General features: G+C 68.5%; 14 protein-coding genes. 9 read left to right on the top strand and 5 right to left on the bottom strand.

Annotation, left to right across the window (positions count from 1 at the left end; translation table 11 throughout):
• Positions 1-64 precede the first annotated feature (64 nt).
• The 4 genes from Q0982_RS15555 to Q0982_RS15540 are packed head-to-tail and all read left to right on the top strand — an operon-like array spanning position 65 to position 4,651.
• On the top strand, positions 65-1,912 hold the full coding sequence (locus tag Q0982_RS15555; protein WP_299397030.1) for an ABC transporter ATP-binding protein: 1,848 nt from the start codon (positions 65-67) through the stop codon (positions 1,910-1,912).
• A gap of 30 nt (positions 1,913-1,942) precedes the next feature.
• Complete coding sequence (locus Q0982_RS15550) at positions 1,943-2,731, top strand: lysophospholipid acyltransferase family protein (RefSeq protein ID WP_299397028.1); 789 nt, start codon at positions 1,943-1,945, stop codon at positions 2,729-2,731.
• Positions 2,718-3,725, top strand: a complete 1,008-nt coding sequence (gene lpxK / locus Q0982_RS15545; RefSeq protein ID WP_299397027.1) for a tetraacyldisaccharide 4'-kinase — start codon at positions 2,718-2,720, stop codon at positions 3,723-3,725. The genes Q0982_RS15550 and lpxK overlap by 14 nt, the downstream gene beginning before the upstream one ends.
• A complete protein-coding gene (locus Q0982_RS15540; protein ID WP_299397025.1) occupies positions 3,722-4,651 on the top strand; it encodes a lipid A biosynthesis lauroyl acyltransferase in 930 nt (309 codons plus the stop codon). Before lpxK ends, Q0982_RS15540 begins: the two co-directional genes overlap by 4 nt.
• 52 nt (positions 4,652-4,703) lie before the next feature.
• Here the strand turns inward: Q0982_RS15540 and Q0982_RS15535 are convergent, their stop codons facing one another.
• From Q0982_RS15535 to xseA, 3 genes are all read right to left on the bottom strand, one after another.
• Positions 4,704-6,458 (bottom strand): CAP domain-containing protein, encoded by a 1,755-nt coding sequence (locus Q0982_RS15535; protein WP_299397023.1) that lies wholly within the window; start codon positions 6,456-6,458, stop codon positions 4,704-4,706.
• Positions 6,459-6,895: 437 nt separating this feature from the next.
• Complete coding sequence (locus tag Q0982_RS15530; protein ID WP_299397022.1) at positions 6,896-7,732, bottom strand: M23 family metallopeptidase; 837 nt, start codon at positions 7,730-7,732, stop codon at positions 6,896-6,898.
• Positions 7,729-9,204: an exodeoxyribonuclease VII large subunit gene (gene xseA / locus Q0982_RS15525; RefSeq protein ID WP_299397020.1), complete on the bottom strand. Its 1,476-nt coding sequence runs from the start codon at positions 9,202-9,204 to the stop codon at positions 7,729-7,731. The genes Q0982_RS15530 and xseA overlap by 4 nt, the downstream gene beginning before the upstream one ends.
• A gap of 166 nt (positions 9,205-9,370) precedes the next feature.
• Between xseA and purD the strand changes: the two genes are divergently transcribed.
• Both purD and Q0982_RS15515 read left to right on the top strand, forming a co-directional pair.
• Complete coding sequence (gene purD, locus Q0982_RS15520) at positions 9,371-10,657, top strand: phosphoribosylamine--glycine ligase (RefSeq protein WP_299397019.1); 1,287 nt, start codon at positions 9,371-9,373, stop codon at positions 10,655-10,657.
• A 5-nt stretch (positions 10,658-10,662) separates the two neighbouring features.
• The gene (locus Q0982_RS15515; RefSeq protein ID WP_299397017.1) at positions 10,663-11,217 is read left to right on the top strand and encodes a GNAT family N-acetyltransferase; all 555 of its coding nucleotides are present in this window, start codon (positions 10,663-10,665) and stop codon (positions 11,215-11,217) included.
• Positions 11,218-11,236: 19 nt separating this feature from the next.
• Here Q0982_RS15515 and Q0982_RS15510 read toward each other — a convergent pair whose 3' ends face one another.
• Positions 11,237-12,139: a LysR family transcriptional regulator gene (locus tag Q0982_RS15510; protein ID WP_299397015.1), complete on the bottom strand. Its 903-nt coding sequence runs from the start codon at positions 12,137-12,139 to the stop codon at positions 11,237-11,239.
• A 116-nt stretch (positions 12,140-12,255) separates the two neighbouring features.
• On the opposite strand from Q0982_RS15510, the gene Q0982_RS15505 reads away from it, so the two are divergent.
• Genes Q0982_RS15505 through Q0982_RS15495 form a run of 3 tightly spaced genes read left to right on the top strand, consistent with a single transcriptional unit; the run spans position 12,256 to position 13,414 of the window.
• Positions 12,256-12,681: a nuclear transport factor 2 family protein gene (locus tag Q0982_RS15505; RefSeq protein WP_299397014.1), complete on the top strand. Its 426-nt coding sequence runs from the start codon at positions 12,256-12,258 to the stop codon at positions 12,679-12,681.
• 15 nt (positions 12,682-12,696) lie between these two features.
• Complete coding sequence (locus Q0982_RS15500; RefSeq protein ID WP_299397012.1) at positions 12,697-12,906, top strand: hypothetical protein; 210 nt, start codon at positions 12,697-12,699, stop codon at positions 12,904-12,906.
• Positions 12,907-12,937: 31 nt separating this feature from the next.
• Positions 12,938-13,414, top strand: coding sequence for a nuclear transport factor 2 family protein (locus Q0982_RS15495; protein WP_299397011.1), 477 nt, complete (start codon positions 12,938-12,940; stop codon positions 13,412-13,414).
• A gap of 175 nt (positions 13,415-13,589) precedes the next feature.
• Here Q0982_RS15495 and speE read toward each other — a convergent pair whose 3' ends face one another.
• Positions 13,590-14,438, bottom strand: coding sequence for a polyamine aminopropyltransferase (speE, locus tag Q0982_RS15490; protein ID WP_299397009.1), 849 nt, complete (start codon positions 14,436-14,438; stop codon positions 13,590-13,592).
• Positions 14,439-14,443: the final 5 nt, after the last annotated feature.

Here is a 14,443-nt window from a genome sequence, read left to right as displayed (position 1 = left end):
GGTAAGCTCCGCCATCCAGAAACGGTGTTTGGCCGGCCCTGCCCGGGGGCCGGCACGGTGCGCATTGTCAGACAAAAGCAAATCCCCGAAGCAGAAGATCGACCTTCGCGACGAGTCGACCAAGATCCTGGTCCACCGCCTGCTGCGCGACTATGTGATCGAGCACAAGTACCGGATCGCGCTGGCCCTTGTCGGCATGGCGATCGTGGCCGCCACGACCGCCGGCTTCACCCAGCTCATCAAACCGGTGGTCAACGACATCTTCGGCGAAAAGCGGGCGGACCTGCTCTACCCTGTGGCGCTGACCACCATCGCCGTTTTCACGCTGCGCGGCTTTGCCACCTATAGCCAGGCGGTGCTGATGAGCAGCGTCGGCCACCGGGTTGTCGCCAAGATCCAGCAGCAGCTCTTCGACAGCCTGATCGGCGCCGATCTGGCGTTCTTCCACCACAACGCCCCCGGCGCCCTGGTCGCACGCTTCATCAACGACGTGAACCTGCTGCGCCACACCACCTCCAACACTCTGACCGCCATCGGCAAGGACAGCCTGACCGCCGTCGCGCTGATCGGCGTGATGTTCTACGAGGACTGGCTCCTGGCGCTGCTGACCTGTGTGGTGCTGCCCCTGGCGATCATACCCTCGGTGCGGGTCGGCCGCTCCATGCGCAAGGTTTCCGGCAAGAACCAGATTCAGGTCGGCCGCCTGACGACGCTGCTGGACGAGGCCTTCCAGGGCATCCGTCACGTGAAGTCCTATGTCATGGAAGGCTATGAGTCCAAGCGCGCGCAGGGCGCCATCGACGAGGTCTTCGCGCTCAATATGAAGCAGGCGCGGGTGAGCAACGTGCTGCACCCGATCACGGAGGCACTGGGCGGCTTTGCCATTGCCGCGGTCATCCTCTACGGCGGTAACGAGGTGATCGCCGGAAACCGCGAACCGGGCTCCCTCTTCGCCTTCATCTTCGCGCTGCTGCTGGCCTACGAACCGCTGAAGCGCCTGAGCAAGCTGAACACCATCCTGCAGAACGGCCTGGCGGCGGCGCAGCGCGTGTTCGAGGTGCTGGACCGCGAGCAGGAAATCCGCGATCCGGTGGACGCGAGGGAACTCGCAGTCGCCGGCGGCCGGGTCCGGTTCGAGCAGGTGCACTTCTCCTACGACGGCGCGAAAGCTGCCCTCCACGGCGTCGACCTGGAGGCGCCGGCCGGCAAGACGGTCGCCCTCGTCGGGCCCTCCGGCGCCGGCAAGTCGACGATCCTCAACCTGATCCCGCGGTTTTACGATCCGGAGGCCGGTCAGGTCAGCATCGACGGGCAGGACGTTCGCAGCGTCACGCTGGACTCGCTGCGGCGCTCCATCGCCCTGGTCAGCCAGGAGATCCTCCTGTTCGACGACACGGTGCGGGCCAACATCGCCTACGGCCGCCCCGGCGCCAGCGCCGAGGAAATCGAAAAGGCCGCCCAGATGGCCGGGGCCCACGGCTTCATCACGGACCTCACCAACGGCTACGAGACCCAGGTCGGCCCGCGCGGCAGCAACCTCTCAGGCGGCCAGCGCCAGCGCGTCGCCATCGCCCGCGCAATTCTCAAGGACGCGCCGATCCTGCTGCTCGACGAAGCCACCTCCGCACTGGACAGCGAGTCCGAGCGCCATGTGCAGGCCGCTCTCAACACGCTGATGGCCGGGCGCACGACCTTCGTCATCGCCCACCGCCTCTCCACCGTGGTGGATGCCGACATCATCTATGTGATGGAGAGCGGCCGGATCGTGGAGCAGGGCAATCATGCGGAACTGCTCGCCCGCGGCGGGCACTACGCCAAGCTCTATGCCCTGCAGTTCGCCCAGCAGGAGGACACGGCAGCCAAAGCGCCCGGAGAGGCTTCGCCGGACCAGAGCCTGCGGGCGCAGGCCTAAGGTTGGTGTGCTGATCGAACCGCTGAAGCCATGAAGATTCTCAAGACCTGGCTGAAAACCGATCAGGCCCAGGCAATCCTGTCCGTCGTTCTGGCCGGGCTGATCTGGCTGTTCTATCTGACCGTGCGCTGGCAGCGGCGCATCGATCCGGAGACCCGCGCGCTGCTGGAAGCAGGCAAGCCGGTGATCATCTGCTATTGGCACGGTCGGATGTTCTTTGTCGCCGGCGCCTGGCGCAAACGGCCGAAGAAACTCGGCTTCCTCAACTCCGCGCATCGCGACGGCCGCCTGATCGCCCGGGCGCTGGAGCGTGTCGGCTACACCACGGTGCTCGGCTCCAGCCGCCGCGGCGGGGCTGCGGCCCTGCGGGAGATGAGCCGGCTTCTCAGCGCCGGCATGCCCATGGCCATCACGCCCGACGGACCGAAGGGCCCGCGTATGCGGGCCAAGGCCGGGGCAGTGAAGGCCGCCCAGCTCACCGGCGTGCCGATGGTCGCTTTCACCGGCAGCGCCGCGCCGCGCAAGCTCTTCAGCACCTGGGACCGCTTCTGCCTGCCGCTGCCGCTGTCGCGGGCGCCGGTCTACTGGGGACCGCCGATCTATGTGCCGCGGGACGCCGACGCGGAGATGCTGGAGTCCTGCCGCCAGGCCGTCGAGGAGTCCCTGAATCGCCTGACCAACGAGGCCGAGCGGAGCCTGGGCCAGGAAGAAACGCAGGCGGCTCCGGACGCCGGTCCGGACGCCGGTCCGGACGCCGGTCCGAACGGCGGAGCGAAGGGTCAGGCGGACGGGGCGCGGGACCGCCGTGCGCGCGCCTGATTTCTGGTCCCGCGACGGCGCGTTGCCGCGGCTGCTGACGCCGCTGGGCCAGGCTTACCATCTGGCAGGGGTTCTGCGGCGCCGTTTCGCAGCGCCGTGGCGGGCGCCGGTCCCGGTCCTCTGTGTCGGCAATCTTGTCGCCGGCGGCGCCGGCAAGACACCGGTCGCCCTGGCCCTGATCGCCGATCTGAAAGATCGGGGCCTGAAGCCTGCAGCACTCACCCGCGGCTACGGCGGCAGCGCCGCAGGACCGCTGCAGGTCAGTCCGGAAGACCACAACGCGGATCTGGTGGGGGACGAGGCGCTGCTGCTGGCTGCCGCCGCGCCGACCTGGGTTGCCGGCGACCGGGCCGCCGGCGCGCGCGCCGCCGCCGACGCGGGCGCCGGGGTCATCGTGATGGACGACGGCTTTCAGAACCCCGGTCTGCACAAAGACCTCTCCCTGCTGGTCGTGGACGGTGCGACCGGCTTCGGCAACGGGCGCGTCATCCCGGCCGGTCCCTTGCGGGAGAGCCTGCGCAGTGGTCTGGCCCGCGCTGACGCCGTCGTGATGGTGGGCGAGGACCGCCTTGCCGCCTCGCAGCGCCGCCTCCTCGCGGACATGAAGGTCCTCGGAGCGCGGCTGGTGCCTGCGGACACCGGCCTTGCCGGCAGCAGAGTGTTCGCCTTCGCCGGAATCGGGCGGCCCGAGAAGTTCTTCGACAGCCTGCGCGGCCTCGGGGCGGAGCTGGCCGGCTGCGAGGCCTTCGCCGATCACCAGCCTTACTCCGAAGCGATTCTGGCGCGCCTGCGCGCGGCGGCAAAGGCCCTGGACGCCAGGCTGGTCACCACGGCGAAGGATGCCGCCCGCCTGCGCCCCGCCGTGCCGGAGGACATCAGCGTGCTTGACGTCACGCTCGCCTGGGACGACAAGCAGGCGCTGGATGCGCTGCTGGCGACTGTGCTGCCGGCGGATCATCAAAACCCCTCCCCGGAAGCCGCAACAGGGCGATGACCAAGAGAAAGAGCTGGGCCCGCCGCCAACACCCGGTTTACCGCGCCCTGCGCCGCCTGCGCCAGGGTGGCGAGGGCCTGGCACAATGCCTGGTGCTGGGGCTCTGTTGGCTGCTGCCGGTAGACTGGGCTTCCGGGCTGGGCGGCTGGGCCGCCCGCAGCGTCGGCCCGCGCCTGGGCGTCAACCGCCGCGCCCTCGATCATATGGCCATCGCCTTCCCGGAGATGACCGAGGCGGAAAAGCGCCGCATTCTTGTCGGGATGTGGGACAACTTCGGGCGCATGGTGGCTGAGTACCCGCATCTCGGCACCATCGCCGACCCTGCCTCCGGCCGCATGGAAGTCCACGGCGCCGAGCGGCTGGACCCGCTGCGCGCGGCGGGGCGGCCCTTCATCGTCGCCTCGGCCCACATGGCCAATTTCGAACTGATGCCGATCGCCGCCTACCGCGCCGGCCACAACCTGAGTGTGGTGTCGCGGCCGGTGAACAACCCGCTGATCCAGCGCATCCTGCTGTTCTTCCGCGAGCGGCCGACCGGCAACTGGGGCAAGATCCCCAAAGGCGTGGACGGCGCCCGCCAGGCCCTGAAGCTGCTGCGGCAGGGGCTCAACCTGGGTGTTCTCGTCGACCAGCGCAACAGCCAGGGCGTCGCCCTGCCGCTCTTCGGCCGGCCGGCGCGCACCAACCTGGGGATCGCCAAGCTGGCGATCGACTACGACGCCCCAGTCTTTCCGATCCAACTCGAACGTCTGGGCGGTGCGCGCTTCCGACTGACCGTGGAAGCGGCATTGAAGCGCCCTGATCTGGGCGACAAGCAAGCCGAGGCGGAGGCCATGATGACCGAGATGAACCAGGCGCTGGAGCGCTGGATCACCGCGCGCCCGGCGGACTGGCTGTGGCTGCACCGGCGCTGGGACCGGCCCTGAGCATCTGCCGGGCCGGGACTCACTGGCTCCCGGCCCGGCACAGTCGCGGACGCTAAAGGTTTTCCAGACCGCTGGTGTCAGCGTCCAGGGGATCCGGGCAACCCGCAAGGCCGCCATAGGCCACAGAGGCCCAGGATGGTCCGCTGTTGTCCATCCCTCCCGGCTGCGCTGCGGCCGGCGGCGCAGCAGTGAGGCCGCTGAAGTCCACAAAGGCCTGATCCAGCAGATCAGCGAGCGAGAGCGCCGTTTCCTCCCCTGTTGCTCCGCCGTCCCGCAGATCGTCCAGGAGGCCGCGCAAAAGATCGGCGAACTCGGAATCGCGCGGACCGCCGCCGCCATTCTCCGTGTCTGTCGGCGGCAGGATGTCGTCGTCGGTCTCAGGCATCAGGTCGGGCAGCGGGTCGGCGGACGGCGGCGGCGCGCGGCCGGCCTCGGGCGTGCGCCCGGGGTCGGCCTCTGCGACCGACGGCTCCGGCTGGGCAGGGGCTGCATCGGGCTGCGGTGCGGGCCCAGGTTCCGGTTCGGGTTCGGGTTCTGCTTCGGGTTCGGGTTCGAGTTCAGCAGCCTGTTCGGGCTCGGCGGCAGGCCCCGATCCAGGATCAGACGCAGGCTCAGGAACAGGTTCGGGCGCGGGCGTCGGCCTTTCCGCCACCTGCGCCGCCGGGGTCACTGCTATGGTCTCGTCATTGAACTGGATGAACTCGATGCCGTTGAGCTGGTCGACCCCTTCGCCGCCGCTTCGGGCGGTCACCTTGTCGCCGTTTGCCGAGACCTCGTAGTCGGCGCGGTTGCCGGCATAGACCGCCGTATCCTGACCGGCGCCACCGTCCAGGGTGTCGTTTCCCAGGCCGCCCGTCAGGCTGTCGGCCCCGGCGCCGCCGGCAAGTGCATTATCGCCCTTGTTGCCGAGAATGTCGTTGGCCAGCCCGTTGCCGGTGACCGTGAGATCATCGACGCCCAAGAGAGTGACGGCGGCCAGGTTCTGCCCCATTACAACATTGGCGGAGGACGCAATGCGGTCGCTGCCGACGAGATCGAGTTTCACGTTCTCCGACTCGATGTCGAGACCGACCTTCAAGGGCGCAGAGACCCCGCCGCCGGAGATCATCACCTCGTAGCTTCCGTTGCCGAGAGCAGCCTGATAGCCACCGCTGGCCGTCGTCACAGAAGCAGAAGTGGTGCCCCCGGCTTCCTGGATCGACAGTCGGACACCGCCCAGGCCCTCTCCGGGGCTGTAGAAGCCGTCGCCATCGTTGTCGTCGTAAGCGACGCCGGTCAGAAAGAAGTCGTCGCCGGAGCGTGCGTAGTTCTGGGTCACCATCAGGGCGTTGTAGGTCGCACCGCTGGTGAACTGACCATCGAGAATGCCCAGTCCGACCTCGCGGAAACCCTCGCCCAGAAGATTCTCGCGGTGCCCCGGACTTTCAAACAACCCTTCATAGGTGCTGAGTGTCAGCGCTGCGGTGTCCAGCGCACCGGTGGTGCCGCTCCAGGCGATGTTCTCGCCCCAGGTCCAGTTGCCTTCAAACGTGTAGCCGGCATCGCGCATCCGATCGCCGGGGTTGCTGCCGCCGGCGCCGCGGTGGCTGAACACGTCCTGATCGAGCATCCAGCGGCTGTGGTCGCGCGCGGCATCGCCGAGGTTCGGGTTGAAGGCAAGGGGTTGCTTGGCAGCAGCCGTAATGCTGCCGGCGGGCAGGCCGGCGTTCAGAGACAACCCGATCCGTTCAGCCTCGCCCTGAGGGTCCAGGCGGGCCCGGTTGATGAGTTCCAGTTGGTATTGCTCAAGATTGCTGGGATTTGCCATACGGCGGTCCTTTCAAACGCTCCTCTCGCCCGGATGTGAGAATCCGGACGCCGGGCAAGCCTTCCCCGCCCGCGAAGGCCGGTAGCCCCGCGGCGGCTTCTCCCGATTGATTGCTGTGCGGCCCGGTCCAGGTCCCGACCACTCTCAGACTCTGCTGTCGCGCCGGACCCTTCCGTCGACGGGCCCATAACGACAGCGTTCCCTGCGACGCCGAGCGCCTGACGGCGAGCCTCGGCCTCGGCGGCATTTATAGGACGGCTTACAAAGGCCCGGGTGCAGCAATACTGAAACCAGCAGAAGGCCGAAATGGCGCATTCTGTGGCGAAGCTATGGCAATTCCCTTATGGCGGGCAGGGGGCCCCGCACCATCTGCCAGTGCGAGCATAGAGGGCATCATCGCGATGCCCGGACCGACGAAGCTGCGCGTCAGGCACCTGTCAGTCGGCTGCTGCCTCCCTGGGCATCGGCGGCACCAACAAGGCCGGGTCCAGCCGCTCGGCGAACCAGTTGATGCGCCAGTCGAGATGCGGCCCGGTGGAACGGCCGGTCGAACCCACGGTGGCGATCTGCTCGCCCTGCTTCACCCTCTGTCCCTCCTCCACCGTCACGCGCTCCAGGTGCAGAAAAGCGGACGACAGGCCATGGCCGTGGTCGAGGAACAGGGTCACGCCGGTGAAGTACATGTCCGGATGCACCAGCGTGACAACGCCATCGGCGGGCGCCATCACCGGCGTGCCCTGGGGCGCAGCGATGTCGATCCCGAAATGCGGGCGGCGCGGCTCGCCGTTGAGCACGCGCTGCGAACCGTAAACGCCGGAGACGATGCCGATCGCCGGCCAGCGGAACCCGCTGTCAAAGTCTGTTTCGGAGCGGTCGGTCTCACGCGCCTTGGCCGCCGCCGCCGCATCGGCGCGGATGCGCGCAACGACGTCGTCGGGCGGCGTTACGAACCTGTTCGGCAGACCGTCGATACGTTGCACCCGGTATTCGCGCTGGGCGACTTCCAGTTCGCGGGTGGTGACCCCGCCGTCGGCCGCCGTCACCGTCAGGGTCGCCGAGGCGGCGGCGTCGCGCCCGAAGCCGAAGATGAAGCGGCCGTCGGCGGTCGTGCGCAGCGTCTTGCCGTTCAATGCCACCGAGGCGCCGGATGCCGCCTTCCCGAACACCAGCCCCCCCTGAGACAGGTCGCCGCTCAGCGTCAGGGCATCATCGGCCTGCGCCATGGCGGCCCCGGCCAGGACCAGGAAAGCAGCCGTAAAGAGGGTACGAATCATAGAAGCGAACCTTGGGGGTCGTCGGAAGAATCATCGTTCTTGCGGCGCACAGGCTTTTTGGACGCAGGCGCTTTAGGCGCAGCGGTCGTGGCTGATGGTTTTTCGGCGCCGCGGGTGACCGGCTGATCGGCACCGCCGGTCGCCGCCGCATGGCGGTTGTCCGCGAACTCGAGATCCAGCGCCAGACCCGCAGTGACCGCATCCGGGTCGGTGATCGCCCCTTCCGGCCCGCGCACCACGACGTAGCCGCGCTTCAGGACCCGTTTGTAGGACATGCTCTCCAGAACCCGGCCGAGGCCGTCCAGTTCGCTGCGCCGCTCAGTCAGCAGGCGCGGGCGCAGCCGCTCCAGCCGCTCCCCGGTGGCGGCCGACTGCTCGCGTTTCACCGCCAGGAGCTGGCGCGGATGAGGCAGCGCCGCGGCCAGGCGGTCGAGCTGTCCGCGCCCCTCCGCCATCAGCCGGTCCCAGGCCGCGCGCAGGCGCTCCGTGCGTTCGTCGAGGCGCTGGGCCATCTCCTCCAGCAGGCGCCGGGGATCGACGAGGCCGCGGCCGAGACCTTCAAGCTGCATCCGCCGTTCTTCCAGGAGGCGGCTGGCGGCGGCCAGCATACGGCGCTCCAGATCGGCGCTCTGCACCATCAGGTCGCGGCGCACCGGCACCGCCATCTCCGCCGCGGCGCTGGGTGTCGGCGCGCGGCGGTCGGCGGCGAAGTCGATCAGCGTGGTGTCGGTCTCGTGCCCGACGGCGGAGATCAGCGGGATCTCGGAGGCCGCGGCGGCCCGGACCACAACCTCTTCGTTGAAGGCCCAGAGATCTTCCAGGGAACCGCCGCCGCGCGCCACGATCAGCAGGTCCGGGCGCGGGACAGCGCCGTCAGTGGGCAGAGCGTTGAAGCCGCGGATGGCAGCCGCCACCTGCTCGGCCGCGCCGTCCCCCTGGACCAGCACCGGCCAGACCAGCACGTGGCGCGGAAAGCGATCCTCCAGGCGGTGCAGGATGTCGCGGATCACAGCGCCGGTGGGCGAGGTGACGACGCCGATGACCCCCGGCAGAAAGGGCAGCGGGCGCTTGCGCGCCTCGTCGAACAGCCCCTCTTCCGCCAGCTTGCGGCGCCGGTCCTCCAGCAGCTTCAGCAGCGCACCCTGGCCCGCCAGTTCCAGCGAATCGATGACGATCTGATACTTCGAGCGGCCGGGATAGCTGGTGATCCGCCCGGAGGCGATGACCTCCATGCCGTCTTCCGGCTGGATCGACAGCCGCCCGGCGACACCGCGCCAGCAGACCCCGTCCAGCACCGCGTTCTCGTCCTTCAGGGCGAGGTAGAGATGGCCGGAGGCGGCACGCTTGAAGCCGGAAACCTCGCCGCGCACGCGCACACGATCAAAGGTGCCCTCAAGCGTACGCTTGACCGCCTGGGAGATCTCGGAGACCGAGAATTCCGGGATGTTGCTGATGGCGGGGCCTGCTGCCACAGAGGACCTTTCGCACAGTGCTCGCCAGGGGGCGGCGGGCGGAGAATTTGGGCCGTCGTTCGGAGTCGCTATGCTACAAGAGCCCCGCGGCCGAGGCCATGCCCGGATCGGCCCGCATCGCAGGTTGCGCACCCCGTTTCAAACCCAGTTTCCCGAGGGTCCTTGCATGAAAGTTCTGGTGGTTGGCAGTGGCGGGCGCGAGCACGCGCTCTGCTGGACGCTGGCGGCCTCTCCGCTCTGTCACAAGTTGTTCTGCGCGCCGGGCAACGCCGGCATCGCCGAGGATGCCGAATGCGTGGCCATTGCCGCCGAGGATATCGACGGGCTGCTCGCCTTCGTCGAGGAGGAGGCCATCGACTATGTTGTGGTCGGGCCGGAGGCCCCGCTGGTTCTGGGGCTGGTGGACCGGCTGAGTGCCGTCGGGGTGAAGGCCTTCGGCCCCAGCGCGGCGGCGGCGGCGCTGGAGGGGTCCAAGGGCTTCACCAAGGACCTCTGCGCCAAGTACGACATTCCAACCGCCGCTTACGCCCGTTTCACCGAGGCCGAAGCGGCCAAGGCTTACGTCCGCACGCAGGGCACGCCCATCGTGGTGAAGGCCGACGGCCTGGCCGCCGGGAAAGGCGTGACCGTCGCCATGACCGAGGACGAGGCCCTGGCCGCCATCGACGCAGCGCTCTCGGAGGGCGCCTTCGGGGATGCCGGCGGCGAAGTGGTGATCGAAGCCTTCCTGGAGGGCGAGGAGGCCAGCTTCTTCGCATTGGTGGACGGCGACTTCGCCCTGCCCCTGGTGACGGCGCAGGACCACAAGCGCGCCTTCGACGGCGACCAGGGCCCCAACACCGGCGGCATGGGCGCCTACTCACCGGCGCCGGTGATGACCGAAGCCCTGATCGAGGAGACCATGGCGCGCATCATCCGCCCCACAGTGGCCGCCATGAAGGCGGAGGGCTGCCCCTACAAAGGCGTGCTCTACGCCGGGCTGATGATCACCGCCGACGGGCCGCAGCTCATCGAATACAACGTGCGCTTCGGCGATCCGGAATGCCAGGTGGTCCTCATGCGCCTGATGTCCGACCTGCTGCCGGCGCTGATCGCCAGCACCGACGGCGTGCTCTCCACCTTCGACCTGCGCTGGTACGAGGAGCCGGCACTGACCGTGGTGATAGCCGCCGAGGGCTACCCCGGCAGCTACGAAAAAGGTTCGGTCATCCAGGGCCTGGAGGAGGCGGAAGGCAACTCCGACGACATCAAGATCTTCCACGCCGGCACCCGGCGCGGCGAGGACGGCAGCCTGCTGGCATCCGGCGGCCGGGTGCTCGGCGTCACCGCCATGGCCCCCGGCATCGCCCAGGCCCAGGCCCGCGCCTATGGCGCCGTGGACAAGATCGACTGGCCGCAGGGCTTCTGCCGGCGCGACATCGGCTGGCGCGCCGTCGCCCGCGAGGAGGAATAGACACATTGCCCCTTCCCGAACAGGCCTCCCCCGAACGGGTTCCGGTGCTGGGCACCGAGCGGCTGATCCTGCGCGGCCACACGGCCGAGGATTACAAGCACACCCTCGCCCTCTGGGGCGATGCCCGGGTCACCCTCCACATCAGCGGCCGTCCCTCGACGCCGCGGGAATCCTGGGCGCGGCTGCTGAATTACGTCGGCCACTGGGCGTTGATGGGCTTCGGCTACTGGGTGGTGGAGGAGCGGGAAAGCGGGCGCTTCCTGGGCGAGGTCGGGATGGCGGAGTTCAAGCGCGACATCACGCCCGGGTTCGACGGCGCGCCGGAGGCCGGCTGGGTGCTGGCCCCCGCCGCCCACGGCAAGGGCTATGCCACCGAAGCCATGCGCGCCGTCTTCGCCTGGGCCGAGCAGGCGCGTGGACCGGAGCGCTATGTCTGCATCGTCGACCCCAAGAACACCGCCTCCATCAAGGTGGCGGAGAAATGCGGTTTCACGCTCTGGACCGAGACCGACTACATGGGCGGCCCGGCCATCCTGATGGAGCGCCCGCCCAAAACCTGACTGCGCCGCCGCCGGACTTTCAGCGGAGCGCGCCGATGGCCGCCTCGACCTGCTCGGCGAAGAGCCGCGTGCGCAGCGGCCGATAGCGGCCGGGCGGAAACACCAGATGGATCGGCACTGAGGCGAAACCGGCGGCCGGCGCCAGGCGCTTCAGGCGGCCGGCAGCGACATCATCGCCCACAAGCCATCGCGGCAGCAGCCCGGCGCCGGCCCCGGCCAACACCGCCTCGTAGGCCGCGTTCAGGACCTCGCAGCGCAGGCGGACGCGGCAGGTCAATTGGCGCGCGCTGCCGTCCCCCGCGGTCATCTGCAGCCGGTTGCCGTAGAGCGGCGCCAGGGCGACCAGCGGCAGCCCGTCGCAAAGATTACCGGCGCTGTCCGTAAACTCGCCGAGGTCGAGGTCCGCCGCCGCAACCAGCCAGCGCTCCACCGCGCCGATGCGGCGCGCCAGCAGCTCCTGCCGATCCACCGGGCCGACCTTCACCTGCAGATCGGCGCCGATCCCCACCAGATCCACCGAGGCGTCGGTGAACACCAGATCGACATCGACCTGCGGATGGCTGCGCGCGAAGGTCGCGGCGGTGCGCGCCACGATGGTGGGGCCGATGCCCGAGGGGGCGATGACCCGCAGCAGCCCGCTCGGCTCGGAGACCGCCTGCCCCAGGGCTTCGCGGGTCGCCTGCCAGGCGGCCAGCATTTCCATCGCCCGGGGCAGCAGCCGCTCGCCTTCGTCGGTCAGGCTCAGATCATGGGTGGAGCGCCGCGCCAGGGCGGTGCCCAGACGCGCCTCCAACGCCGCGAGCTGGCGGCTGACGCTGGCCTGGGTGGTTCCCAGACTGCGGGCCGCGGCGGAAAGCGAGCCGCTCTCCGCGACGCGGGTGAAGGTCTGCAACAGTTGGAGGGTGTCGGCGGCGTTTCCCATACGTTGACCGTATAACACTTGAAATTGTTGAACGTCTACCGTGGAGCACCGGCCCCTGCCATCTTCCTCTTCAGCAACGGGACAAAGCCTGTCCCCCAAGAACGGAGCGAAAAGAGATGACCGCAGAGACCGAAATCCGCGCCCAACTGGACCGCTGGTTCGCCGCCTGGAGCCCGGGCCGGGCACCTTTCGACGCCGAGGCGATGCGCCCGCTCTTCGCCGAGGGCGAGATCCGGGTGATCGACGACTTCGGTGACCGCATGGTCACCATCGACAGCTTCGACGGCTATGCCGCCACCTGGACTCCGGTGATGGCCGGCTTCGCCGACTGGGCGATCCGGCCCCATGAGACGCCTCGGATCGAAACCTCCGGCGACCTTGCTGTCGTGACCTTCGTGTTCCTGGGCAAGGGTGTGACCAAGACGGGCGAAGCCGTCTCCGCCGCGCAGCACGTCACCCAGGCCTGGCGCCGGCAGGGCGGAACCTGGGTGATCGTCGGCGAGCACATCACCAGCGACGACCCAAAGAAGTTCGGGGGCTGAACAATGAACCGTCTGATGAACAACGCACGCGCGCGCGGCGCTTTTCTCACCTGGGCCGCCATCTGGCCGCTGATCACCGGCCTGCTGCTGGTCGGCGATCCCCTGCTGGCCGCCCTGCCGTTGCCGCTCCGGACGCTGGTTCTGACCGCGATCCTGGTGCCGCTGATGAGCTTTGTGGTGATGCCGCGCCTGACCCGCTGGGCCAACACCCGCCTCGGAAACTGAGACCCAACTCAGACCTCGAAAGGAAAGACCGATGACCGCTTCGGAGACTATCCGCGCCGCCCTGGAAGCCAAGACCCGTGCCTGGGTCGCCGGCTGGCACACCAGCCCGGAAGCCCCTTTCGCCATCGAGCAGATCGCCGATCTCTACGTCCACGACCACCGCCTGTTTTCCTACGACTTCGGGCGGCCTCATACCGGCGTCGAGGGCTGGGACAAGGCCGCGCCCTACTACGCGGGCTTCATGGCGATCCCGCGGCGCTGGACCCTCACCCCCGGCGAGGACCTGCGCGTCACCGTGCAAGGCGACATCGCCTGGGCCACCCTTTCGCTGGCCGGCAGCGGCGAAACCCAGGACGGCGACCCCATCGACCTGCCGGAAGCGCGCGTCACCCTGATCTTCGAACGGCAAGACGACGGCGACTGGCGCATCGTGCACGAGCACGGCTCAGCCGCCATCCCCTTCCCCGACGCTGTCACGACCCGCCGCTTGCTGGGCGAAGCGGCCTAGCAGGCTGCTGAAAAAGGATCGACTTGTGGCCTGGATGCTTCGAGACGGCGCTTCGCGCCTCCTCAGCATGAGGGTTAACCTGTTGAGAAAAGGACAACCTCATCCTGAGGAGCGGCCCGAAGGGACGCGTCTCGAAGGATGGGCAAACGCTCAGATCCCTTCTTTCAGCAGCCTGCTAACCGACCATCTCGGAGATGTAGGTGGGCAGGGCGAAGGCGGCCCGATGGACCGCCGGGTTGTAGTAGCGGGTGGCGATGCCGGCATCGCGGAAGCGCTGCTCCAGGGTCTCCTGGCTCACCTGGCGCTTCGCCGGATCGTCCGATCCCCAGCCGAAGGCCATGGGCCCGCCGGCGTAGGTGGGCACCGTGGCCAGGTAGCAGGCGGCATCGGCGAAGAGGGCGCGGAAGGCCCGCATGGTGTTCACCAGTTCGTCGCTCTGCAGGAAAGGCACGCCGTTCTGGGTCACCAGGATGCCGCCCTCGGCGAGACAGTTTTTGGCCTTGCCATAGAACGTATCGGTGAAGAGCACCTCGCCCGGGCCGATGGGATCGGTGGAGTCGACGATGGCGACATCGTAGCGCTCTTCGCAGGTGGCGACGAAGTCGGCGCCGTCGGCGATAACCAGATCCAGGCGCGGATCGTCGTAGGCATCCTTGCAGATCGAGGAGAGATACTGCTTGGAGAAGTCGATGACCCCAGCGTCGATTTCCACCTGGGTCACCTTTTCCACGCCGCGGTGCTTCAGCACCTCTTCCAGCATGCCGCCGTCGCCGCCGCCGATGATCAGCACCTTGCGCGCCGCACCGTGGGCCAGGATCGGCAGATGGGCGAGCATCTCGTGATAGATGAACTCGTCCTTCTCCGTGGTCTGCACCACGCTGTCGAGGGTGAGCACCCGCCCGAAAGTGTCGTTCTCGAAGACCACGAGCCGCTGATGCGCGGTCTCGCTGTCGTAGTGAACGGTGTCGGCCTTCAGGCCCAGCTGGAAGTCGTGGTGCAGCTTCTCGATGCGCCAGTCGCTCACGGCGC

Source organism: Pelagibius sp. (assembly GCF_028281305.1).
In the GTDB taxonomy this organism is placed as follows: Bacteria; Pseudomonadota; Alphaproteobacteria; order Kiloniellales; family Kiloniellaceae; genus Pelagibius.
This window is presented reverse-complemented; position numbering and strand designations above follow the sequence as displayed.

Coding starts and splice junctions, on each gene's coding strand:
- Q0982_RS15550 (WP_299397028.1), top strand. CDS start 1,943: ATGAAGATTCTCAAGACCTGGCTGAAAACCGATCAGGCCCAGGCAATC.
- Q0982_RS15540 (WP_299397025.1), top strand. CDS start 3,722: ATGACCAAGAGAAAGAGCTGGGCCCGCCGCCAACACCCGGTTTACCGC.
- Q0982_RS15535 (WP_299397023.1), bottom strand. CDS start 6,458: ATGGCAAATCCCAGCAATCTTGAGCAATACCAACTGGAACTCATCAAC.
- Q0982_RS15530 (WP_299397022.1), bottom strand. CDS start 7,732: ATGATTCGTACCCTCTTTACGGCTGCTTTCCTGGTCCTGGCCGGGGCC.
- purD (WP_299397019.1), top strand. CDS start 9,371: ATGAAAGTTCTGGTGGTTGGCAGTGGCGGGCGCGAGCACGCGCTCTGC.
- Q0982_RS15510 (WP_299397015.1), bottom strand. CDS start 12,139: ATGGGAAACGCCGCCGACACCCTCCAACTGTTGCAGACCTTCACCCGC.
- Q0982_RS15505 (WP_299397014.1), top strand. CDS start 12,256: ATGACCGCAGAGACCGAAATCCGCGCCCAACTGGACCGCTGGTTCGCC.
- Q0982_RS15500 (WP_299397012.1), top strand. CDS start 12,697: ATGAACAACGCACGCGCGCGCGGCGCTTTTCTCACCTGGGCCGCCATC.
- Q0982_RS15495 (WP_299397011.1), top strand. CDS start 12,938: ATGACCGCTTCGGAGACTATCCGCGCCGCCCTGGAAGCCAAGACCCGT.